Raw genomic sequence first — 23048 nt, forward strand, 5'->3', positions numbered from 1 at the left:
TCTTTCATATATACTAAGTTAAAAATATTACTACGTTAAAAAATTACGCATTAGGATCATGTTCTTGTTCAGCATTCTTCTTATTAATATAGTTCTTATATACTTTCCAAAGAATGAAGTATACAACACCTGCAACAAGAACAATAATTCCTAATCGCCCCATATTCTCTTGGAAATTTACAATATCTGTACCGATAGCTACTTCAAGAGCTGTAGATGGGAACTTACCAATTAAATTTGCTAAGATGTAGTCTCTCGGTTTAATCTTACTAATAGCACCTAGGGCCGTAATAACACCAGATGGAAAATATGGTAAGGATCGTGCAAATAACATGACCACAAAACCGTTTTTACCAGAGAAATCATCTACTTTCATCAATACTGTACTCTTAGCAATAAGCTTATCCGCCGTATCACGCAAGAAGTAACGCATAATGTAAAAGCTAATGACTACACCAATTGTTTCTGCAAGCCAAGAAATAATGATCCCTGGCCACATACCGAATACTAAACCATTTGCTGTAGATATAAAGATAGATGGCAAGAACCCAACAGCATTAACAAAAATATCGAGAAGCATACTTACGACCATGGCCATAGGGCCAAAACCTTGAATATACTCTGCTATTTCATCCATGGATCCACTCGTCGCTAAATGCCACATTGTAGGATAAAATGTAGGATCTACTATATTGATGGCAATTAATAGAATGACAAAACCAATGCCTGCTATTAACTGTACCCAACCTTCACCAGAAGGCTTTAATTTTTTTGTACTCATATATACCTCGTTTTATAAAAAACTAGTTCTATTATATCACGGATTCTATAGAACTGTTATAGGTAAGAACCTAAACATTCTATTTATCTAATTACTACCAGTCTAAAATATTATCATTAGAACTTTCATATGTTATTTTTAATTACTACCCGTTAAAATATTACCATTCATACTTTTATATGCTATTTTTCAATTACCACCAGTTAAAAATATTAGGACTATAAGTTATATAGGCTAGTTTTATAGATACTACCAGTTAAAAATAATTACTTTTAACTGGTAGTATCTATAAAATATGTATAATTACATTAGCATAAAAATTATCGAAAGATGTATAATACTATTATAACGAGAATATTCTTAATGAAAGAAGGTATATTATGGTATCAGCAGGTCAAACAGCTACAGCGACTGTAACAGTTACAGAATCTAATATTGCTAAAACAATGAAATCCGGTTCTTTAGAGGTCTTTGCCACACCAGCTATGTGTGCATTAATGGAAGAAGCAGCACAAGCAGCAGTACAACCATATTTAGAAGATGGCGAAGGCAATGTAGGTATCGCTCTATCCATTACTCATGAGGCCCCTACTCCACTTGGTGCAACAGTAACTGCTAAAGCTACAGTTAGTGCTGTAGAAGGACGTAAAATAACCTTTGATATTGAAGCATCTGACGGCGTTGGTATCATTGGTCGAGGAACTCATGAACGATTTGTTATTAATAACGAAAAATTCATGGCTAAAGTAGTAAGTCGTGCAAAATCTAACTAATAACTAATTTAATAATAGTCTATAACTAATTTTACAATACCCTAATCTCTAATTTAACATAACAAAATAAGACAAAAATGGCATCTATCCAACGATAGATGCCATTTCTATTTACCTGTTAAATTATATAATCTACTACATTAATCTATTAAAAGATTAGCAAATTTTAACTACCCAGCCTTCAGGAGCTTCAATTTCACCATGTTGAATGCCAAGTAATGTGTCATATAATTTTTTAGTGATAGGCCCCATATCATCCATACCAGCTGGTACATTAATAGTACCTTCTGGAGTATCGATTTGACCTACTGGAGAAATAACAGCTGCTGTACCACAAAGACCAATTTCAGCAAAGTCTTTTAATTCATCTTTATGAACAGGGCGATTTTCTACAGTCATACCAAGGTAGTGTTCTGCTACATACATCAAAGAACGACGTGTAATGGATGGCAAGATACTATCGGATTTAGGTGTTACTAATTTACCATCTTTAGTGATGAAGATAAAGTTAGCGCCACCAGTTTCTTCTACATATGTACGAGTAGCCGCATCAAGGTACATGTTTTCTGCATAACCTTTGTTATGAGCATCAGTGATAGCATATAAACTCATCGCATAATTCAAACCAGCTTTAATATGGCCAGTACCATGAGGAGCTGCACGATCAAAATCAGTGATACGAATTTTGATTGGTTTAGCGCCACCTTTGAAGTAAGGGCCTACTGGTGTAGTAAATACACGGAATTGATATTCATCTGCAGGTTTTACACCGATAACGGAGTTTGTACCCATCATGTATGGACGAATATAAAGACTTGCACCATGACCATAAGGAGGAACAAAGTCTTTGTTTGCTTTTACAACTTCTTTTACAGCTTCAAGGAAACGACCTTCAGGTAATGTAGGCATTACAAGGCGTTCACAAGATTGATTCAAACGAACTGCATTCAAATCTGGACGGAAGCATACGATGTGACCATCTTTAGTGTAGTATGCTTTCAAACCTTCAAAGACAGTTTGAGCGTATTGGAATACACCAGCACATTCATTAAGAACAACGTTAGCATCAGTAATTAATCCGCCTTCGTCCCATTTACCATCTTTATATGTAGTCAAATAACGGTAGTCGGTTTCTACATAACCAAAACCGAGATTATCCCAATCGATATTCTTGCTCATAACAATTACCTCCATGCTTATTAATATACTTATAATCTTAACACTATGAGCAAGTTATTTCAACATATTCTATAGAGAACAGAAATTAGACATGTAATAAGTTAAGTATACTTAAGTACAAAATATAGAATACCACTTATTTTGATGCCTTATAAATCATATGGATCATCATATCTATAACGATTGGTATCATAAATAATCTCTATGTCTTTATCTATAATAAATTTAGTTCGTTTCAAATCATAAGGTACGTCGTAACGCGTATGATATGAAATAGATTCTACACGACCAGTACGAACCGCATTATCGAATCCAAACGGAACTTTTACAATATCCCCTTCATATATATCATTTCTATCAGTACGATAATAAAATTCCTGGTTTATCTTAAAAATATATACTGAACAATACGTATAAATCCTCCTATCAGATGTATGATTTGATTGTAAAAACTCTTGTAAAGATTTATCTCTTGTATGAGCATGTATAAAATTAATTAGATTTTTATACCAAGTGGGCACATACTGATCAGTTATATTCCCTATAAACAATGTATCTTCTTTATGCGCCCATTTAATACGTACTGTTACTATACCACCACGAGCAGGGTCTCTATCAAGGTCATGACTTTTACTAAGACTAAAAGAATCTAGACTATATAGCGTTTCGCCAATGTGAAAGTCAATATCTTGCTTCAATTGATGAATCATTTGATTATCTACATACTCGCTATGACTATGGCTAGAGTGACCAAATTGCTTACTATTACAATCAATGGAAATAGACGGCTCATTCCAATTAAAATTCAATGTATTTACGTCACCATATTCTTGGTACATATTTTTTTGCACTTCAATATGAATCTCTTGAATTCTATCTTTTTCTCGATTTCCATCAAATAAAAGTAATGTAGGCATACCTAGGATTTGTCTGAATAGTATAGACATGGCCCTCAGGGTATTATCAAAAGGAAATTCATATATAAATTCCTGATCCTCAGTGTTGATGAGATGCACTTGGACAGCACACTCATCCTCATCATATAGGTCAATATCATCGGAAAATCTAAGTCCCATAAGCTCTAATAGATATTGTTTTTTTGATTCGTCAATTGAGTACTCCTTAGTAGTTAAGGATTCTATTTTCCCCTCTACAGGTTTCGAGATATGCTCCCATTTAATGCCATAGGTAACACTAATAGCTTCCTTAATAGAAATATGTTGTATCTCTCCAATACAGTAATCTTTACGATTTAATTTTACTTCGCTTGGAACGCCATCTGGTAAATCACCATACCAGCTACCCGTACTTATAATGTCACAAGATACTACGGTACCTATAAATTTATCTGTCACATTTCTATGCATATACATAGGAACTCCTCCTTTTATTACTTTGTTTAAATATAACAAACAGGATGTGACAAAAATGCCTCTATATAATTATTTCGTCAAAAATATTCTTTACATACCGATTTATACTATAATTAACTTACAATATATGTATCTTATCTCTTAAGGAGGTATCTCTCATGAAAGAATCTACTAACCGTACCCTAATTACTAATCCCAAAAACATTATCTGTATCGGTTTAAACTATGCAGACCATATAGAGGAAACTAGTCTTGCTACACATGATTTTCCAGAAATCTTTATGAAAACATCTAATGCATTGGCATCACATCAAGATATAGTTCCCATTCAAGATGAAAACCTTCATTATGATTACGAAGGCGAGCTCGTCATTGTTATTGGTAAGGCGGGTAAAAATATATCTCGCGACCAAGCTAAAGAACATATCTTAGGATATACCATAGGTAATGATGTATCAGCTCGAACCTTACAATTTAGAGGCTCCCAATGGATTCTCGGCAAATCACTAGATAACTTTGCCCCTATCGGTCCTACTATTGTCTCTCCAGATGATTTTGATTTTGACAATGCCACTATTACTACAACAGTAAATGGTGAAATACGTCAACAAGCCAAATTACAACAAATGATGTTTAAACCGGACGCGATTATCGAATTTGTATCCCAGTTTATTACACTACAGGAAGGTGACATTATCTTTACCGGTACACCTAGTGGTGTTGTACTTGGTAAAAATGAAAAACGATATGGTTGGTTAAAATCAGGAGATACCGTATCTATATCGATTAGTGGCATTGGTACCTTAGTAAATCAATTTAAATAGTCCCACCTATATATACTAAAAGAGATTACCTATGATGTGTCTATCCATCATGAGTAATCTCTTTCTTCTTTTTCTATAAGTCTATTTAAATATGATTTTACAATCTAATATGTACTATTTATGTTTCGCTTCAAGATCAAGCATGTATTTCTTGCGTTCAATACCGCCAGCATAGCCAGTTAATTTTCCATTACTACCAATCACACGATGACATGGAATGATAATAGATATAGGATTATGTCCTACGGCACCTCCTACTGCTTGGGCAGACATCCTATCTTTTCCTTGCTGTTTTGCAATCTCTTTACCTATATCTCCATATGTTGTAGTTTTACCATAAGGTATGGTTTGTAATATAGACCATACAGACTTACGGAACTCTGTCCCCTCTAACTGAATCGGTGGTGTAATAAAAGGCTTTTTACCATTAAAGTATTGGTCTAGCCACATAATAGTTACTTCAAATGGACCTGTTAGTTGCTCTATATACTCCGCATCATCATAACTTGGTGCATAATCTTCATCGATAAAAAATAAATCTGTTAAGTATGATAATGTACCAAGCATAATCATAGTTCCTAATGGGCTTTCATAGGTGTATTTATAATTCATAGTACATTATCTCCTTCTTAAACTAACCAATCATTCATAACTTTTTGTAAGTCATATTAAATGATACAGTATTTTTATGAATTTCAAAAGGTTTAGGTTCCTATTCTCTATTAATGGGTACATATAAAGTATCTATATTATGATAATAATTTGTTGTAGATATCATAATCTATATCCTTAAATACATTAAATACCACTTGTATTTTACTATTTGTTTCTTTTAAATACGTTCGTACCGTATCTATGGCAATCTGTGCTGCTTCTTCATTAGGGAATCTAAATTCACCAGTAGAAATACAACAGAATGCAATGGAGCGTAAGTTATAAGCATTAGCTAACTTTAAACAGGATTGATAGCAAGAAGCTAATTCAATTCTTTCCTTATCTGTTACACTTTCATAAATAATAGGACCTACCGTATGAAGTACATGCTTTGCGGGCAAATTATACCCATAGGTCATACGAGCCACACCCGTTTTTTCAGGCATCTCCATATACTCAGTCATTCTAGCACATTCCATGCGAAGCTCTATACCAGCAAAGGTATGGATTTCATTATCGATACACTTATGATTTGGAGCAAAACATCCGAGCAATTTATTATTGGCTGCATTTACAATTGCATCTACAGATAATCGAGTAATATCTCCTTGCCACAAATAAATCTGAGGCTCTCGCTCTTCCATATCACTAATCGTTACGATTCCCTTTTCATGGGACAATATATTTAAATATTCAGACTCTATCTTCATCCATTCAAGAGGCATTCCACCAGCAGGACGAATATTACATAAAGATCTAAAGAGAGTAAATTGCTCTTCTTCATTCATAGGGATATCTATATGTTCGTTATGCCGCTCATTGTATTCTGCTACTAAGCCTTCAACCAAATAGCGTAACCGTTCTTGCTCTGTCATATGTAACTCCTTTTTTTATAGACTATACGTTCACCTAATATATAACAAAAAACTGCTAGCACATATGTATATGCTAGCAGTAACTTTACTGTGATTATATTATACTATATTATATTCAGTTTTAAGGTCTTACAAATGCTTGACCCCCATGGTTGACGAGGACATCCCCATCTAAAACCTTTGTGGTAACATTTTGTAAACTACCTTGGATTTGGCTCATCATGAATCGATAACCAGGACTATTTAAATGTTTTGTTAAGGCCTCTTGATCACTATAAATTTGGATAACATACCAATGATTTTTTACATTTCTTTCACGAAGCACATAACCAGCCTTATAACCCGCATCATCGCGTACGGCCCGTTCAATATCGAGTTGGTATTGACGTTGTACTGTGTCGATATCATTGCTATTAACAGTAAACTCTGTTAATGTCACTACTGCTTTACCATCATTGACAATGGATAAAGCATCTTTTTTCTCAAACAATAGTACAGACTGTACGTCATACATTTTACGATTTGTTAATTTAGAACCTACTTCATTAACAAAGGCTTGATAATGATCGGATTTGCGATGTGTTTCAATAGCAGCTAAATCTTTATAAATCTCTACTACATAAGACTCAGATGGATTGCCTTTTACATGCGCTACATCCATAGATAATGTATTAGGTTCTTTCTCCATAGATGCTGTTAGATTAGCTACACCTACATTATTATATGTACCTTGTAACTCTGCTGGTACTTCGAATCGATACATATTGACACTAGGTGCTGTATCTACAGATTGATCTCGTTCCATAACAAGAGCCGCAAAGGATGTACTAACACCTAATACAGCAATAGCAGATGTAATTATCATACGTTTTAATAATGTTCTATTCATAGACGTTCTTAAATACTCCTAAGTACTTCAAGATTACAATGTAATATATTCTACTATTGTACCATGTTCTTCAATAAGTTTAACTAAGTCTTTTCCCTGTAGCCATACGGTAGCATCATTTTGATTAGGATGTATACCGATTAGATTATCTTTATAATCCGCATCAATGTAGTAATGTACCTTATGGTCTTCATCGTGGAGCAAACAGAATGGAGATACGTGACCTGGTTTAATCTTCAAAATATCCCATAGCTCTTCTTCGGAACCAAAGGAAATCTTTTTAAGCTTATGGTCCTTACGGAACTGCTTTAGATCCACACGCTTAGAACCACGAACGGTAATCAAATAATAATGTTCCCGTTTATGGTCTCGAATGAATAAATTCTTTGCATCCCACTCAGGATATGGCAACTCTACATTGGGCTTATCATCCATACTAAATAACGGTACGTGATCCGTAATTTCAAAATCGATATGATGGTCACGTAGGCAATCATATACGCCTTGTTTATCTAACATGTAATACCTCTAATATAATTTGGTGAAAGTAAACATCATAGTGAAAGCAACTATATATGTGTTAATTATACACCAATCTTATTCTGAGACTGTATAGGTTCCATCAAATACAAATAACTCTGGATGTTCATGTACAAATACATCTTCAAAGATGCCTTCATATTCATAGACTACATCGTCTTTTCCATCTAGGAAATCAAATACCTCATCGTCCCATTCTTTTAAAATGGTCCATCGTTCTTCTCTATTAAATGGAACAGAACCGCCAAAGTAATCGATTACGGATTGTAAATTATCTGCTAGTATATCCATCTTGAAGAGGCGTAACCCTGCAAGAGCATCTTCCCATACAATGCCTGTAGAGTTATAGAAGAACTGATGATGCCCACCATTATTAACCTCAGCGAAATACCAGCATATAGCGTTAAGATATCTTTGCTCTACGGTAAAACCTTTTGCAGATTCTAAATAATCATCGTATGAGCCATATATATTGATAGTCCAATAGGCAGGCTCATTGATGGTCCACATATCATCTGTAGCTAAAATTTCTTCTACAGTGATCGTTCGTTGACGAGGTACACCTTCTCTTTTCTTCTTTTTCTCTGCTATATACTTGCTATAGGCAGAGCATAAATCAGGATAATCAACTTCACACTTTTCATAGTCCATCTGTAAACGGCACATATCCATGACTTCAAAGCAGTATTCCTTTATATCATTTCGATCTTCATTAGTTGCTAATTGTACACCGTTATCTACTAGAGCTAACATCTGTTGCATGTTCTCTGATGTATAAGCCTCACGATTAGTAGAAGCAATAGAGCCATAGGAGTACGCACAGCGATAATGCCACGCTGCATCTCTATATTCTGTATCAATGGCCTTAAATACTTTAATAGCTTCTTCTGGTTTATCGTTATTGTTATAGGCTCTACCTAGCTCGCCTAATAAAGGTACAGATAAGTTATCGGTGCCAACCCCCGTTAATACATCAATAATAACTTCCTCTTGTCCAATATCATTAAGATCTTTAATAGTTTGTAACTGTTCAGCATCAGACAAAGATAAAAACTGTTCAACACTTAAAGACATACAATACACGTCCCCTCATAGCATAAATATGTATATGAAATCATCTTAAGATAATTATAACAAACAACACAAAACTATGGGTTACAGATTTTAAAATAATAGTTTACGACAAAACAGCTACTGAACTAGCTACCAAGCCATACCACAAATACAGGAGTACCTTCATCATCATCGTCGATTTCATCGATATCGTCACCATCGAATTCATGGTCATCATAGGCTAGATTTTCAAAGAATACATGATCACCGAGCTCTTTATTGGCCATTAAGTTATGTAGCTTGAAAAGAAGCTCTTCAGTAGTAAAGTACTGGCCATTATCTGCTTTTAGGCGAGCATAGATTTCAACTTGCCACATACCGTCTTCTTTATCGTATTCTTCTAATTCATCGTCTTCGTACAAGTATTCATTAGAGTGAAGCTGACTTTTACTTTCAATCCAAGCTTCATAGCTTACAAGAATTTCAGGCTCTACTAATGGCGGTAAATTATCACGATTAACGTTATGCTCTTCTAAGCATTCATAAAACGCCTTAATAAACTCTTCTCTAGTATAAGTAGTTTTATTGAAAACCCAAGGAATTCCCTTAAACTCATGATAGTAACCTTCATATATTTTATTACCATCTTTATCAGTACCGAGATATTCAATCTGCTCAGTATTCTCATCCTTGTTAAACAGGTTCTTAATCACATCAAAAATCATGAAATAATCCTCCTTATAATTCTTTAAACTAATAGAACTTAATAAATACTCTACTACTTCACAACACCAACCTAATCTAGTTATCTAAAGTAGCTTTTTTACCGTTATTATGGCAATATATTAGCCATCAATAGCAAAGTAGTTTAGAAGTTTTCTCATCCCAACAGAATTTTAAGCCTTCATAAAGAAGACTATATTCACAATATCTCTCATCATATATGAGTTCATTGTCTATCATGGGCATCAACTCTCTCTCTTCAACATGCTTTGATTGTATTATTCATAATATATTCCTCATTATTGTAAACTAATCTCATATAAAATAACGTAGCCCAAAGCACAAAATTATAATAATTTAATCTAATTTATTACTGTTATAAATTTCCGTGTATAGTAAAAGCCCCTCGCATAATGATATGTACCCATTTTCCTGGACACATATTATTTACTAGCCTAAACACATGGATGCTTCCCTGTATTTTACAGGGGGCATCCATTTTGTTTTTTTCTGGATCCTTCTGTTGTTGTAATAGTTAATGTATTCTTCTATCGCTACTGCAAAAGCATTAAATGATGAATATTCTGTTTCAAAACCATAATATATTTCTGTTTTCAATCTACCAAAAAAGGTTTCCATCACAGAGTTATCATAACAATTTCCTTTTCGAGACATAGATTGAATAATACCGTGTTCTTTGAGTGTTCTCCTAAAGTACTTATGTTGGTATTGCCATCCTTGATCAGAATGGAGGATTAATCCTGAAAGATTCGTAAACTTCTTGAATGCCTTCTCTAACATACGAGAAATTTGTTCTAAGTTGGGCCTTAATGCTAAGTCATAAGCAATAATCTCATTCGTATTCATATCTAAAATAGGCGACAAATAGCATTTTCCCCACGAGAAATTAAATTGAGACACATCTGTAGTCCATTTTTGTAATGGTGCAGTTGTACTAAAATCTCTATTGACGATATTTTCTGCTACTTTACCGACTTTCCCTTTGTAAGAGTGATACTTTTCCTTCGGTCGCTTTCCTGCGAGTCCCATGCTATGCATAAGTCTTTGCACTCGTTTATGATTAACTACAAAACCTCGATTAAGAAGTTCTTGGTATACACGGCGTACACCATACCGACCTTTATGTTCTGTAAAAATCTTTTGAATTTCATCTTTTAGCTCTGTATTCCTTTTATCTACAAGATCTACTTTAGTAAGTTCAAAATAATAGGTAGATTTGGACATTGGCATAGCTTTCAAAAGATACTTTAGTTGATAGCCTTGTTGGCGGAGCATTTTGATGATCGCTGCTTTTTCGCCTTGAGTCGCGCAGCCTCTTTTTCTTCTCTCAAGGCAATCTCTTTTTTTATGACTTCATTTTCAGCTTTAATATAAGCATTTTCAGCTCGTAAGCGAATGAGTTCCTCATATTCACTCTCTTTGAGTTCTCGAGGTGAGATAGTCTTAGGTACTTTCATTTTGCAATCCTTTGGTGGTCGTCCTTTAGGTTTATTAATAAGACCATTGTATCCCAAAGTTTTGTATTTATGAACCCATTGATACAGTTGTCCAGAATTAATACCCGCTATAATAGCTACTGATCTTAAACCTTGACCTGAAAGAACTTGGCATACTAACTCAAATTTTTCTTTTGGAGACCAATACTTATTAGTCCCTCGACATTTATTAATGTCTGAACCATGAAGTCGTTCTAATTTAACCCAATCTCTTATTAGTTTATGAAATGTATCTGTCCTCACACCGTTAGGCGTCTTGGGCCATTCACCTTGATAGAATAATTCAATTGCTTTTCTTTTAAATTCATAACTATATCTCATGAAAATACCCCCTTTACTGGTTGTCCAGTAAAGGGGGTACATATCATAAGCGAAGGGCTAATATATTATTTCTCTATTAATCAACTACCACAGCAAATATAGAATACAGGTATGCCATCTTCATTATCTATAAGTCCGTAACCTTCACATTCATGGCCTTCGTATTCAATGCCTTCAAAGAATACGTGATCTCCTAATTCTTTATTGGCCATCAAATTGTGCAATTTAAAGAGCAATTCTTCTCTTGTAAAATATGTACCATTATCCGCCACAAGATGAGCCATAATTTCTACCTGCCACATGCCATCTTCTTTATCTTCTTCGCGTAACTCCTCATCGGTTACACGTTCATTGTCAAAGAGTTGGTCTTTACTTTCAATCCAAGCCTCATAGGTTACTAGAATTTCTGGTTCTTCTAATCTATCGTCGTCATCTTCTTGATCATCATCTACATAGTTCTTTACATTTTCATTGTATTCTTTGGAAAACTCTTCTCTGCTATATGTTTGCTTATTAAATACCCAATGTACTACATCATATGTAGGATAGTTATCTTCATCGCATTCAGTAACGTCTTTAATATCTTTACCTTCTGTAGCATCTTTGCTATTTTTCTTATCAAACACAGTCTTAATAGTTTCATATACCAAAGGATAATCCACCTTGTACTCTTTTGGCTTAATTTTAGATAGGTGATATTTTACTACTTCACAGCACCAAACAAGCTGTTTATCTAAGTGAGCTTCTTTCGTCACTTTTATGCCCGTCTCTATTAACTGTAATGCTTTCTGCACATGTTCAGATTCGTAGCTTTCACCAATAGCTAACATCCCATGAGCATAACCACAACGATAGTACCAAGACCAATCACGATGTGCCTCATCGATTCGTTCAAACAACTCGATAGCCTCTGACGCACGGCCATTATTGTTATACATACGTCCTAAGGTACTTAATAGTATAGGCGACAAATTATCAATGCCTATGTTCGTCAATAGCTCCATCGCACGCTTAATATCGATGCCCTCTTGTTCATTAAGGAGCTTAACCTTTTCCGTATCACTTAATACTTGAAACTCTTCATCCGTAATTTCTTCTATATTGAAATATAAGTTCTTAATAAATTCACCAAAGTTATCTGCTAAGGGAGTCATGGAGTAATCACATTCTTGATCAACCCGTACAACCTTAGGTTCACCGGTTGGACCGCACTCACGATAATCAAGGAAAATCATATCATGCCCACCAGAAATCGTATCGGCTACAACGACACCGATAGGGGGATATTTTACTTTTGAAATCCAAAACTCATTTCCCATCTCACCTAAAAGAGAGTATTTTTTATCTCTATCGATACCATATATACCTGTTACATAAACACAATCGTCATTATCGTTAATAAAACAATTTTTCTTTACTACACCACCATTATGGTTTTTAAGTAGCTCAATATAGGCTGCAGGCAATGTATAGCCAAGCTCAGCTTCAGTATCCTTAATATCCTCATCGGTAACAGGTTTACCAATATAGGATTCAAAGGCATAATCAACATCGTTCCAAAATCCGGTCCAATCAAAGTCTTTTAGATTACTCATAATACTCTCTCCTAGTTTAAACCAATATAATCTAAATTTTAATTACTCATTCATAAAATAAGTTTTGATTAAAGCTTTTACCTCACGTCGTATCAAAATAGTATCTACAATATAGGAAACAATGATATAAGGAGATGCATTTATAATCGCTATAGGCGCTAATATAATTGCCACCCATAATAGATCTAGAGGATATGCATACCACTTAATATCTATGGTATTTAAAATGGGTATCACATAGTCTATCACTCTTAATTCCCATTGCATTAATGGATTTAAGTCCTCACATGTTCCTACTAGCCAAGCGAAGATAACCCCAAAAAGCAAAAAATATACTATGCCAACGGGAATTAATATCTTCGCTCGCTTTTTTAATAGATTACGACAAATCTCATCTTCTTCCTCTGGTGCTATATCATATAACATATTGCACTGAATCTGAATCCGTCTAAATCGATAGCGAATATACTTATACAAAATGTTATTCGGTGTATATAACATAATAGACTCCACATATAAGTCATGCTAGCAAAATCATGGAAAATATATCATCCATCTATGGCAAAATAATGTAAATCTTTGAATTCATCATCCCAAAATGTAAAAGAAAAGATATGGGTATCATCAAAGGTTTGCTCGCAATAGGTTACAGCATCACGTTCTGGTTCAATAATAGGCATACCAATGCGTGATTTCATGTCATCAATAGTTATATCACCATACCAATCTCGTATTTCGTTATAAATGAAAGTTACAATTGCATCTATATTTTTATGGTAATTAACAGCTAATAGCTTTGCCGTATCTAAATTAGTATCTGTTGGTTTCTCATCCCAGCAAAACTGTATTCCTTCATAGAATATGGTATATTGCCTTAACTGTTCATCATAAATTACAGGATTAATCATCGTTTGTACCCTTTACATAGCTTTCCATCTTCGGTCTTAAATCTAGTACGACTTCCCAATCATCTAATGATGGAGCCTTATGATGTGCAATAAATTCTTCTATAATCTGTAATGCCTCTTGAGGGCCTAGCTCATTTTTACCGTATATTATCGCACCCTGATCACCATCATTAGTTACACTAAGCTCTATATGTAATAAATCGGTATCTTGATCACTACAAACTTGTACAAAGTTATACATTTTATTATCTATGGAAATTGCCTTTGCTGGAGAGATAACTACAAAATCCTGCTCTTGATTCTCAATAGCGTAGAGATTTTGCTCAACCTCATTCAATGTAATTCCTTCATACTTATAGTTACCTACATCAATTGACCAGTCTGTATAAGTCTTCTCAACTGCATCTGCCATATGTATCTCCTCAACTTTACAATATACATTAGAATAAGGTCTCTAATTGACTTGACATATCTGCTATAAACTCATCAAACTTACAAAGCTCTCGTAACTCTTGATGCTCTATATCATAACAACCGATTTTTTTAGACCTAGGATCCCATACAATTTGATAATCATTATACTCGCCTAGCTCTTTAGATAGTCGTAATAATTTACGACGTCCCACTTTAAATGGAACAGTATCAAGTAAAGGTAAAAACTCAACCGATATAAAATCAGAGTCTGGCAATTCAAAATAGAGTGTATCTCCCTCTAAAAACGTTACTAACCCCTTTGGTAATTTAAATGGTTTTAATTGATCCATTTTATTTTGTTTATCATGGTACTCAGCAGGCTCTAATGTTTTAAAATACCCCGCCATTTCCATATCGCCCTTTTCAATGGCAATGCTATAAGGACGCATACCATCCTTTTCCGCAATAGTCACATCTGCACCATGTTCTACCAAATATTTACACATCTGTAAATCAACATACCGCGCTGCTACGCACAATGGTGTCGGTTTAAAGGGATATACAGAATCAGGCTTGTTGTAATTAATATCTACACCATTATGAATAAAGAAATCTAGAACCTCATAATTTTCATCTGTAATAGCATTTCTAAAAGCTTTACCGCCATACTTATGTACTGTATGGCCTAAGTCATGAATCAGTTGTAGGTTCTCATATTTCTTGCCATATAAGGCAGCTTGAAAAGCATCTACCTCCACAGAGTTCAATGCGTGAATATTAGCACCATTATCCACAATATAATCTATTACCTTTTGATCAGCATACCGTACAGCTAATAAGAAGCTTGGATTTTCTTCATCATTTAGATCTGCTCCATGTTCAACTAACCATCGAACACTTGGTAAACAGTTCATTACTAATGCCAATTCTAGAGGGGAATACTCACTGTACTTACCCAATTGTATAGGTTTATGAATATCCCAACCATCTGCTAATGTATTTTCTAACGCTACAATATTTCCTTTTACGATATCTACTACTATTTCAGGTACAGATTCAAAGGTACCTAAATCCTTTAGTTCTATCATGTCTCTCTCCCATAAACTATATTTTAAAATGATTATCACTAATTACATTATATTACATTTATAAGTATGAGTGTATAGTAAAAGCCCTTCGTATAAGCGAAGGGCTATCTTACTATTTTTCTTGTACTTGTTTACCACTCATATGTTCAATAGTGATTTCAAACATCTGAGTTGCTCTACCATTACGAGCAATTTGTTCATCAGCTAATGCTTCATCAGGATAATATTTCATAGCAAATTCTTTTAATCGAGCTATAGATTTTGGACCGGCCTCTAATAAACGGCATCTCCCAAATACAACAGCACTTTGTACATATGGGGCCCATGGTTCAGATTCATCAATACGCTCATCACCATATACTGTAAAACATACCTTATCTGAAGCTTTTAATGCATCTACTTTATGACCAGCTTTGGCTCCATGAAAATAAATTTTCTGTGTTTCATTATCATAAAAATAATTGATAGGAATAGCATAGGGGTATCCATTATCTCCATTCATGGCCAAACTACCACGACGATTAGAGGTTAATAATGCTTCTGTAGCAGCGCGATCTATTTCATTTATCTTTTTACGAATTGGTTTAAACATAATATGTCTCCTACTTTATTTACTAATCCTATTTACAAGATACATAAAAGTGCCACTATTAGTATCATCAACTTTAGAGTATTCTTTCCAATACACCCGGATTTTCCATACCTTTTTGGTACCTAAACTGGTATTAATCTCCGATAATAATTTATAATCTATCAATTTAAAATAGCTATTTGCTTCTTATTATATATTGTTGTTTTAAAATAATCATGTCTAAAATCTGACAACTTCCATTCTCCAGCAACTATAATAAATTTATCTTTATTTTCAAATACCATATTTCTTATTTTTCTATAAAGGTTTATATCAGGAATAGATAATATAAAATGATAATTGGGATTAGCTATAGGGGCTACTAAATAAATCTCATTTTTATCATTATCGTAAAAGCGACCTTTTACACAAGACTCAATTATTTTAAGGCCGAAAACACCTTTAGGATACCAGTATGCAGTTCTATCATCTAAAATCATTCTTCCAATCTTCTCATTCCCATACGAGTAATTAGGAGGAAATTGTTTACACATAGAATATATCTGCTTAATTGTTCTTAATGTATAATTAGTATGTTCATCGCAAGAAGAGCTTTTAGAGGCACTCATTGCAGATTTTGAATTATTCTTAACTAAAAGATTTTGCATTGCATTTTCAAAAGAAAAATTTGACTGATTAAATTTATTGTCATCAAAAACAATTGAGCTATTTGCATAAGGGCAGTTAGCAATATGTTTATACGTAGATTTAGTAGCTCTAAAATGTGCTTTTCGAGAGCCATCAACAGCACATATAAATAATTTACTATTACATAGTGGATTTGGACAGTAAAAAGACTTATGCCTATCTTCTTCAAGAGCTTTACTTGCTAATATTATATGTTTTCTTTCTTTATCTCTATATGCATAATTAGCCAAAGAATCATCTCCATTTATAAAGTAACCAACTCCATTATAATCTCCCTTATAAAGTATACGCTCAGTTTACTTTATCACACATAAAATGCTATAGCCCAATCTATGTTATGTCAACCAATCGTTGTTGATATTTTACCTTCTTACCTCTGAACTAATTATCCCCATTACATACTGTACTAATATTTATAACCTTATTATATAAAAAATCAGACATTCTGAAAATTATTTACTAAATAAACCTTTGGAAATAGTCTTAATGTAAAAAAGGTGTAAAAGAATGCGGTTTTACTGCATCCTTTTACACCCTTTTATTATATTAGAAGTAAGCTATAAAAGTTTTGGATTTATAAAAATGTAAAATAACATTCTTAATAAAACATTATTTCTTATCAATAAAAACTGCATCACCTCTATAAAGTGAATATGAGTCATCTAAAACATACTTATTAGACGCATTTAATGGTAGGAACTGAATTACTGCCTCTCCAACCTTAACCGCATCAGACTTAATATGAACTTCAAAAGGACTATTAGTATCAATCTTAGATAATTCAAATAATGATTGATAACCTACTGTTACCCACATACCAGGACCTTCAAATTGATCATCGCCACGTACTGTTTCTATTGGATAATATGTATTTCCATTTTGTACTATAGATATAACGACATTATTAGTATCATTATAAATCTTACTTTCCGGCATATAAAGGAAAGATCTAACCTGTAATATATTATTAGCATTTCTTGTTGAATAATTACTTGCTACACCTCTAGCATCCTCCAATGCCGTATTGGCATAAATTGCAAATGGAGTTTGCACATATACGATACCTTGCAATTCATTTCTTGGGAAAATTCCACCATAACGCCTTTTAATAAACTTCTTCTTAGCAGTAGATATCATTTTAATATTTTTCTTTTCTACTAAAGACTGTCCATAAGATGTTGCTGCTGCAATATCTGCATTTGTTATTTGGTGTTTCTCAATAACTTGAGGATTATAAGTACTAATATCTTCTGCAGATACTGCCATAACAGACATAGCTAAAATTGAAAATAAAATAATTTGTTTCTTAAAATTCATAGTCTCACCTACAAAACATATACTTTTAAAAATCAGCTAAAAAAATTTTTAGCCAGCTATAATCTAATCAGTAGTTCGGCGTTTCCAATCACACTTAGTCTTCGTCTCATGTTCTTGGATGCCTATCACATGGGCAGTTCTAATGCTCACTGCGTCAATTCGCTTCTAGTGAGCAAAGCTACGGCTTCGACATGCGCTGTCATTGGGAACATGTCTACGGGTTGTACTTCTTTTAGTTCGTAGCCATAGTGCGTCAATATTTCAATGTCTCTTGCCATGGTTGCAGGGTTACAGGATACGTAGACAATACGTTTTGGTTCCATGCCTGCTGCAGAGGTTAGTACTTCTTCTTTGCAACCAGCACGGATTGGATCGAATACTATTACATCAGGGCGTACGCCAGCTTTGTAGAGTTTTGGCATTTCTATGGCCGCATCAGCGACGATGAATTCTGTATTGTCATAACCATTGCGTTGAGCGTTTTCACGAGCATTAATAATGGCAGGTTCTACAATTTCTATGCCAATAACATGTTTTGCCTTATGTGCCAAAAAGAGGGAAATAGTTCCTGTACCACAGTACGCATCGATAACAGTTTCATCCCCTTTTAAATCTGCATAAGCTAATGCTTGGTCATACAGTACTGTAGTTTGTTCTGGATTCACTTGGAAGAAAGAATGTGGGGATAGAGTAAACTGTAGGTCCTTAATATGGTCTGTAATTGTTCCATCACCGTAGAGGATATGATTCTTAGGTCCTAAGATAACATTAGTTCGCTTACCATTTACATTATGAACGATAGTTTCTACTTGAGGAATTCGTTCTGTTAATTTTACTACCCATTTTTCTTGGTGTGGTAAGTAATCTGTAGCAGTTACAAGGATAATCATCCATCCAGATTGTCCAATGCGACCGATTACATGGCGTAGTATACCTTTGCCAGTATGTTCATCATATGGTTCAATATCAAATTCTTTAGCGATTTGGTAACACGCTTGAGCGATGATATTATTTCCTTCATTTTGAATAGGACAGTTTGTACCTTGTACGATATCGTGAGATCCCATCGCATAGAATCCCATTTGAATATCGCCTTTAGTACCGCCTACAGGCATTTGCATTTTATTGCGATATGCCCAAGGTTCTTTAGGTCCTAATGTAAGCTTAACAAGGTCTGGATTTTGATGACCAATACGTTCGATAACGTCCTTTACCTTTTGTGTTTTTAGTGAAAGCTGACCTTCATAGGTAATGTGTTGTAGTTGGCAGCCTCCACAGAATCCATAAAGATCACAACTTGCATCGATACGATTGGGAGCCATCGTAACAATTTCTAAGAGGCGCCCTGTAGCATAGGTTTTTTTAACCATATCAATAGCTACTTTCACAGTTTCTCCAGGTAAGGCAAAAGGTACAAAAACAGTAAAGTCATCTACACGACCTACCCCTTCACCGCTGCTACCAATGCCATGAATAGTTACCAATACTTCATCACCAAACTTAACAGGCGCATTTAAAATAGCCTGTTGTTTTTTAGATAATTGGCCGTTTATAGCTTGCTGTGAATTAGAGCGATTACTTCTTCTATGTTGTTTAGATTGTTTTTTACGAGATGTACGATTAGTACCGTTCATTACGCGTCTCTTTTCTTCCAAATTTTAATCATACCTGTCACAATAAGAACGAAGAATACAGTGCCGAATTTAACGAGTAATTCTTCACCTTGAATATATGGCATAAGAAGTGGATCTTCCACAATCATTTCGCCTGCAACCCAGCCAAGGAGTGCACCACCAGCCCAAAGAATAGCAGGGAATTTATTAATAATTCGAGCAAATAATGTAGAGCAAAATACGATAATTGGAACAGTAATTAACATACCTGCAATAACAAGCTCTAAATGACCTCTAGCGGCCCCTACTACACCGATGACATTATCAATACTCATCATAGCGTCAGCTACAATAATCGTCCAAATGGCACCCATTAATGAATTCTTAGCTTCGATATGTGCATCTTCATCGCCACCTTTTAATAATTGAATGGCAATCCATACAAGTACAAGGCCACCACCTAAGTGAATAAGAGGAATTAAAGTAAGAGCCTCTACTAAAAGAGTAGCAAATACAAGGCGCATTACAATGGCACCTACTGTACCCCAAATCACGGCTTTCTTTTGTAGTTCTGGAGCTAGCTTACCTGCTGCCATACCAATTACTACAGCATTATCACCAGCCAGCAAAATATCAATTAAAATAATCTTACCAATGGTCACCCACGTGGCAACTTCTAAAAATTCCATTCCGTACATACCTCAATTCAAACGATTAATTCAATAACTATCCCTTAACTATACCATAATTTTTCTATTTTCTCATCTATAAGAGGGCTAATAGTTTACATAAAAAAGTCTCTCCTCCTATGACTAGGAGAAGAGATATATTGTGTTATTTCTTAAGTTTTTTAGCTATCAAAGATGCCCCTACTACGAGGATTACTGCAGCTATTTTGATGAATAGTGCATATGGTTCAACACTATGAACAATCAATGTATCCTCTACTGCCATGCCAGCACCTACCCATCCAAGGATACCACCGCCAGCGTATAGGATAATTGGGAAACGTTCGATAACTTTCACAAATAAAGTACTGCCATAGATGATGATTGGTACAGTTATGAGCATACCAATGGCTACCATTGTCATATGGCCACCTGCAGCACCAACTACACCGATAACATTATCGATGCCCATGATACCATCTGCAATGACAATCGTTGTAATAGCAGCACGCAAGTTATCTTTAGCCTCGATATTATGCTCGCTTTCATCATCAGCAACGAGCTTGTAGCCGATCCATAAAAGAAGGATACCACCTACTAAACGAAGTGCAGGAATATTATTCAATGCCTCTACAAATAGGAATGCCATAACAAGGCGTAAAATAATGGCACCTGCTGTGCCCCAGAAGATAGCTTTCTTCTGTAAATGTGCTGGCAAGTTACGAGCTGCCATGCCAATTACAATGGCATTATCGCCAGCGAGTAAGATATCGATAACGATGATCTGAAGCATCGCCAATAAACCTTGAATAGATAAGATGTCCAATGTATCCTCCTTAGAATATAACTATAGTATATATATTATAATCGATATAGTTTAGTGGTGTAAAATTCAATTTACAAAATATATATTCATTTTTAGCATACTCCATTCATATTAATATGAGAAGCATAACACTACAAATGGAAGTTCTAGGATATAAAAAATCATTAATTATAGATTCATAATAGACTAATCAATACTATATATTTAATTCCCAAATCTCAAGGAATTTATCTATTAAATTAGGCTACTTTATGATATCGTATAATATATCATTAATAAGGGAGGTAAGTATGTATCAAACATATTCTATATTACAAAAGTTATGGTTGTTCATTAAGCTATTTACTCCTATGTGCATAACGCAATTTTCCCTTATAGGTGGTACATTTATAGCTATCTTTTTAACGGGACAATATAGTACAATAGATTTAGCTGGGGTTGCTACGGGGTATAATTTATGGCTCCTCTTCTATATCTTTGCACAAGGAACGTTGTTAGGTATCACACCAATTATTTCTCAGCTATTGGGAGCTAAGAAAACCAATGATATTTCAACAATCTTTTATCAAGGTCTTTATATCGGTACAGGCCTAGCATGTATCATTTTAATAATTGGTCTCTTAGGTCTACGTCCTCTTCTGACAGCATTAAATCTGGAACCTGCTGCAGCTGAGGTATGTATTAGTTACCTGAAAGCATTTGCTATAGGTCTATTCCCACTACTTTGGGTTAATACATTGCGCAATACAGTCGACAGTCATGGATTAACACATTATTCTATGGCCATCGTATTTACTAGCTTTATTGTGAACGTATTTTTGAACTACTCACTCATCTTTGGGCATTTCGGATTTCCAGAGATCGGTGGTGTCGGTGCTGGCTATGGTATAGCCGGTGCTTGTTGGACTAACTTTATTCTCTTTAGCTTAGTATTACTATTACATCCAAAGCTAAAGGGATATCGTATCTTTAAAGACTTCAGTAAACCAAGTTTTCACTACATTCGCGAACAGCTACATATAGGTATTCCTATTGGCTTTTCCATCTTCTTAGAAGCTAGTATTTTTAGCATTGCTGGACTCTTGATGGTTCACTTTGGATCCGCCGTCGTAGCTGCTCATCAATCTGTTATTTCCTTTACCAATGTATTCTACTGTTTACCTCTTAGTATCGCTATGGCCTCTACCATTGCAGTTGCTTATGAACTTGGGGCAGGTCGTAAACAAGAGGCTATCCAGTACTCTTATATTTCTCGCATCTTAGCCATTGTATTGGCTATCATGATTTGTACATTTACGTTTACTAATATGGACGCTATTGCAGATCTCTTTACAAATGATGATGAAGTATACAAGCTTATCTACAGCTTCCTTGGATACGGTGTATTCTTCTCTGCTATCGATGCCATTGGAACCCCTTTACAAGGTATATTGAGAGCCTATAAAGATGTAAAAGTAGTTCTTTATATCTCCCTCATATCCTATTGGGGCGTATGCTTCCCAACCGCCTATATTCTTGCTAATAATCCTAATTACGGACCATTTGGCGTATGGATTGGATTACTCGCTAGCGTACTAGTAGCAGGTGTATTGTTCACTTGGCGTACTTGGTATATTCAGCGTCAATTAAAATAAATAACATACGTATACAGTGGCTTATAGGACAAAAAGTGTGTGTAAAAACCCTTATAACACTAGATATTTACTAGTGTTATAAGGGTTTAATCTTTTTTTGGAGAAGTTTGAGGGTGGACAAAAAGTGTGGGTGAAAACATCAATTAACCCTTGTAATTACTGACTAAAATGAGGTTATATCTTCCTATATATAAACAAATATGG

General features: G+C 34.6%; 25 protein-coding genes. 3 read left to right on the forward strand and 22 right to left on the reverse strand.

Translation table 11 applies throughout. From position 1 onward, the window contains the following. Positions 1-43: 43 nt before the first annotated feature. Entirely contained in the window at positions 44-781 is a 738-nt protein-coding gene (locus tag VEIT17_RS05460; RefSeq protein WP_178885137.1) for a TVP38/TMEM64 family protein, read from the reverse strand. A gap of 380 nt (positions 782-1161) precedes the next feature. Between VEIT17_RS05460 and VEIT17_RS05465 the strand changes: the two genes are divergently transcribed. Beyond that, positions 1162-1554 (forward strand): thioesterase family protein, encoded by a 393-nt coding sequence (locus tag VEIT17_RS05465; protein ID WP_178885139.1) that lies wholly within the window; start codon positions 1162-1164, stop codon positions 1552-1554. Positions 1555-1710: 156 nt separating this feature from the next. Here the strand turns inward: VEIT17_RS05465 and VEIT17_RS05470 are convergent, their stop codons facing one another. Further along, a complete protein-coding gene (locus VEIT17_RS05470) occupies positions 1711-2733 on the reverse strand; it encodes a branched-chain amino acid aminotransferase (protein ID WP_129822937.1) in 1023 nt (340 codons plus the stop codon). A gap of 149 nt (positions 2734-2882) precedes the next feature. Then, a complete protein-coding gene (locus VEIT17_RS05475) occupies positions 2883-4106 on the reverse strand; it encodes a hypothetical protein (protein WP_178885141.1) in 1224 nt (407 codons plus the stop codon). Positions 4107-4264: 158 nt separating this feature from the next. On the opposite strand from VEIT17_RS05475, the gene VEIT17_RS05480 reads away from it, so the two are divergent. Then, a complete protein-coding gene (locus tag VEIT17_RS05480) occupies positions 4265-4930 on the forward strand; it encodes a fumarylacetoacetate hydrolase family protein (protein ID WP_178885143.1) in 666 nt (221 codons plus the stop codon). A gap of 114 nt (positions 4931-5044) precedes the next feature. Here the strand turns inward: VEIT17_RS05480 and VEIT17_RS05485 are convergent, their stop codons facing one another. The 19 genes from VEIT17_RS05485 to VEIT17_RS05575 all read right to left on the reverse strand — a co-directional run bounded on the left by VEIT17_RS05485 (position 5045) and on the right by VEIT17_RS05575 (position 21210). Continuing rightward, complete coding sequence (locus VEIT17_RS05485) at positions 5045-5542, reverse strand: methylated-DNA--[protein]-cysteine S-methyltransferase (protein ID WP_005386920.1); 498 nt, start codon at positions 5540-5542, stop codon at positions 5045-5047. A 137-nt stretch (positions 5543-5679) separates the two neighbouring features. Beyond that, positions 5680-6459: a protein-ADP-ribose hydrolase gene (locus VEIT17_RS05490; protein WP_178885145.1), complete on the reverse strand. Its 780-nt coding sequence runs from the start codon at positions 6457-6459 to the stop codon at positions 5680-5682. Positions 6460-6580: 121 nt separating this feature from the next. Beyond that, a complete protein-coding gene (locus VEIT17_RS05495; protein ID WP_178885147.1) occupies positions 6581-7348 on the reverse strand; it encodes an antibiotic biosynthesis monooxygenase in 768 nt (255 codons plus the stop codon). A 33-nt stretch (positions 7349-7381) separates the two neighbouring features. Continuing rightward, positions 7382-7867, reverse strand: coding sequence for a prolyl-tRNA synthetase associated domain-containing protein (locus tag VEIT17_RS05500; protein WP_178885149.1), 486 nt, complete (start codon positions 7865-7867; stop codon positions 7382-7384). A gap of 78 nt (positions 7868-7945) precedes the next feature. Then, a complete protein-coding gene (locus tag VEIT17_RS05505; RefSeq protein ID WP_178885151.1) occupies positions 7946-8962 on the reverse strand; it encodes a DMP19 family protein in 1017 nt (338 codons plus the stop codon). 125 nt (positions 8963-9087) lie between these two features. Continuing rightward, a complete protein-coding gene (locus VEIT17_RS05510; protein ID WP_178885153.1) occupies positions 9088-9666 on the reverse strand; it encodes a hypothetical protein in 579 nt (192 codons plus the stop codon). 448 nt (positions 9667-10114) lie between these two features. Next, entirely contained in the window at positions 10115-10969 is an 855-nt protein-coding gene (locus tag VEIT17_RS05515; RefSeq protein ID WP_242013293.1) for an IS3 family transposase, read from the reverse strand. After that, entirely contained in the window at positions 10933-11502 is a 570-nt protein-coding gene (locus VEIT17_RS05520; RefSeq protein WP_242013241.1) for a helix-turn-helix domain-containing protein, read from the reverse strand. Before VEIT17_RS05520 ends, VEIT17_RS05515 begins: the two co-directional genes overlap by 37 nt. Positions 11503-11582: 80 nt before the next feature. Continuing rightward, positions 11583-13097: an SMI1/KNR4 family protein gene (locus tag VEIT17_RS05525; RefSeq protein WP_178885155.1), complete on the reverse strand. Its 1515-nt coding sequence runs from the start codon at positions 13095-13097 to the stop codon at positions 11583-11585. Between the two features lie 42 nt (positions 13098-13139). Beyond that, positions 13140-13598 (reverse strand): glycosyl transferase family 4, encoded by a 459-nt coding sequence (locus VEIT17_RS05530; protein ID WP_105094478.1) that lies wholly within the window; start codon positions 13596-13598, stop codon positions 13140-13142. Positions 13599-13645: 47 nt separating this feature from the next. Then, the gene (locus VEIT17_RS05535; RefSeq protein ID WP_105094477.1) at positions 13646-14005 is read right to left on the reverse strand and encodes a hypothetical protein; all 360 of its coding nucleotides are present in this window, start codon (positions 14003-14005) and stop codon (positions 13646-13648) included. Next, the gene (locus VEIT17_RS05540) at positions 13998-14417 is read right to left on the reverse strand and encodes a bacteriocin (RefSeq protein ID WP_178885157.1); all 420 of its coding nucleotides are present in this window, start codon (positions 14415-14417) and stop codon (positions 13998-14000) included. The genes VEIT17_RS05535 and VEIT17_RS05540 overlap by 8 nt, the downstream gene beginning before the upstream one ends. A 28-nt stretch (positions 14418-14445) precedes the next feature. Continuing rightward, a complete protein-coding gene (locus VEIT17_RS05545) occupies positions 14446-15507 on the reverse strand; it encodes an ankyrin repeat domain-containing protein (RefSeq protein WP_178885159.1) in 1062 nt (353 codons plus the stop codon). Between the two features lie 112 nt (positions 15508-15619). Continuing rightward, positions 15620-16099 (reverse strand): pyridoxamine 5'-phosphate oxidase family protein, encoded by a 480-nt coding sequence (locus VEIT17_RS05550; protein WP_178885161.1) that lies wholly within the window; start codon positions 16097-16099, stop codon positions 15620-15622. Between the two features lie 161 nt (positions 16100-16260). Then, complete coding sequence (locus VEIT17_RS05555) at positions 16261-17016, reverse strand: hypothetical protein (protein WP_178885163.1); 756 nt, start codon at positions 17014-17016, stop codon at positions 16261-16263. Positions 17017-17395: 379 nt separating this feature from the next. Next, positions 17396-18103: a hypothetical protein gene (locus tag VEIT17_RS05560; protein WP_178885165.1), complete on the reverse strand. Its 708-nt coding sequence runs from the start codon at positions 18101-18103 to the stop codon at positions 17396-17398. Between the two features lie 146 nt (positions 18104-18249). Next, positions 18250-19737 (reverse strand): 23S rRNA (uracil(1939)-C(5))-methyltransferase RlmD, encoded by a 1488-nt coding sequence (gene rlmD, locus VEIT17_RS05565; RefSeq protein WP_178885167.1) that lies wholly within the window; start codon positions 19735-19737, stop codon positions 18250-18252. Further along, entirely contained in the window at positions 19737-20405 is a 669-nt protein-coding gene (locus VEIT17_RS05570) for a TerC family protein (RefSeq protein ID WP_005386950.1), read from the reverse strand. Before VEIT17_RS05570 ends, rlmD begins: the two co-directional genes overlap by 1 nt. A gap of 145 nt (positions 20406-20550) precedes the next feature. After that, positions 20551-21210, reverse strand: coding sequence for a TerC family protein (locus tag VEIT17_RS05575; protein WP_178885169.1), 660 nt, complete (start codon positions 21208-21210; stop codon positions 20551-20553). Between the two features lie 290 nt (positions 21211-21500). On the opposite strand from VEIT17_RS05575, the gene VEIT17_RS05580 reads away from it, so the two are divergent. Beyond that, positions 21501-22844, forward strand: a complete 1344-nt coding sequence (locus tag VEIT17_RS05580) for an MATE family efflux transporter (protein ID WP_178885171.1) — start codon at positions 21501-21503, stop codon at positions 22842-22844. Positions 22845-23048 lie beyond the last annotated feature (204 nt).

The sequence above is a fragment of the Veillonella nakazawae genome (assembly GCF_013393365.1).
In the GTDB taxonomy this organism is placed as follows: Bacteria; Bacillota; Negativicutes; order Veillonellales; family Veillonellaceae; genus Veillonella; species Veillonella nakazawae.

Coding starts and splice junctions, on each gene's coding strand:
- VEIT17_RS05460 (WP_178885137.1), bottom strand. CDS start 781: ATGAGTACAAAAAAATTAAAGCCTTCTGGTGAAGGTTGGGTACAGTTA.
- VEIT17_RS05465 (WP_178885139.1), top strand. CDS start 1,162: ATGGTATCAGCAGGTCAAACAGCTACAGCGACTGTAACAGTTACAGAA.
- VEIT17_RS05470 (WP_129822937.1), bottom strand. CDS start 2,733: ATGAGCAAGAATATCGATTGGGATAATCTCGGTTTTGGTTATGTAGAA.
- VEIT17_RS05475 (WP_178885141.1), bottom strand. CDS start 4,106: ATGTATATGCATAGAAATGTGACAGATAAATTTATAGGTACCGTAGTA.
- VEIT17_RS05480 (WP_178885143.1), top strand. CDS start 4,265: ATGAAAGAATCTACTAACCGTACCCTAATTACTAATCCCAAAAACATT.
- VEIT17_RS05485 (WP_005386920.1), bottom strand. CDS start 5,542: ATGAATTATAAATACACCTATGAAAGCCCATTAGGAACTATGATTATG.
- VEIT17_RS05490 (WP_178885145.1), bottom strand. CDS start 6,459: ATGACAGAGCAAGAACGGTTACGCTATTTGGTTGAAGGCTTAGTAGCA.
- VEIT17_RS05495 (WP_178885147.1), bottom strand. CDS start 7,348: ATGAATAGAACATTATTAAAACGTATGATAATTACATCTGCTATTGCT.
- VEIT17_RS05500 (WP_178885149.1), bottom strand. CDS start 7,867: ATGTTAGATAAACAAGGCGTATATGATTGCCTACGTGACCATCATATC.
- VEIT17_RS05505 (WP_178885151.1), bottom strand. CDS start 8,962: ATGTCTTTAAGTGTTGAACAGTTTTTATCTTTGTCTGATGCTGAACAG.
- VEIT17_RS05510 (WP_178885153.1), bottom strand. CDS start 9,666: ATGATTTTTGATGTGATTAAGAACCTGTTTAACAAGGATGAGAATACT.
- VEIT17_RS05520 (WP_242013241.1), bottom strand. CDS start 11,502: ATGAGATATAGTTATGAATTTAAAAGAAAAGCAATTGAATTATTCTAT.
- VEIT17_RS05525 (WP_178885155.1), bottom strand. CDS start 13,097: ATGAGTAATCTAAAAGACTTTGATTGGACCGGATTTTGGAACGATGTT.
- VEIT17_RS05530 (WP_105094478.1), bottom strand. CDS start 13,598: ATGTTATATACACCGAATAACATTTTGTATAAGTATATTCGCTATCGA.
- VEIT17_RS05535 (WP_105094477.1), bottom strand. CDS start 14,005: ATGATTAATCCTGTAATTTATGATGAACAGTTAAGGCAATATACCATA.
- VEIT17_RS05540 (WP_178885157.1), bottom strand. CDS start 14,417: ATGGCAGATGCAGTTGAGAAGACTTATACAGACTGGTCAATTGATGTA.
- VEIT17_RS05545 (WP_178885159.1), bottom strand. CDS start 15,507: ATGATAGAACTAAAGGATTTAGGTACCTTTGAATCTGTACCTGAAATA.
- VEIT17_RS05550 (WP_178885161.1), bottom strand. CDS start 16,099: ATGTTTAAACCAATTCGTAAAAAGATAAATGAAATAGATCGCGCTGCT.
- VEIT17_RS05560 (WP_178885165.1), bottom strand. CDS start 18,103: ATGAATTTTAAGAAACAAATTATTTTATTTTCAATTTTAGCTATGTCT.
- rlmD (WP_178885167.1), bottom strand. CDS start 19,737: ATGAACGGTACTAATCGTACATCTCGTAAAAAACAATCTAAACAACAT.
- VEIT17_RS05570 (WP_005386950.1), bottom strand. CDS start 20,405: ATGGAATTTTTAGAAGTTGCCACGTGGGTGACCATTGGTAAGATTATT.
- VEIT17_RS05580 (WP_178885171.1), top strand. CDS start 21,501: ATGTATCAAACATATTCTATATTACAAAAGTTATGGTTGTTCATTAAG.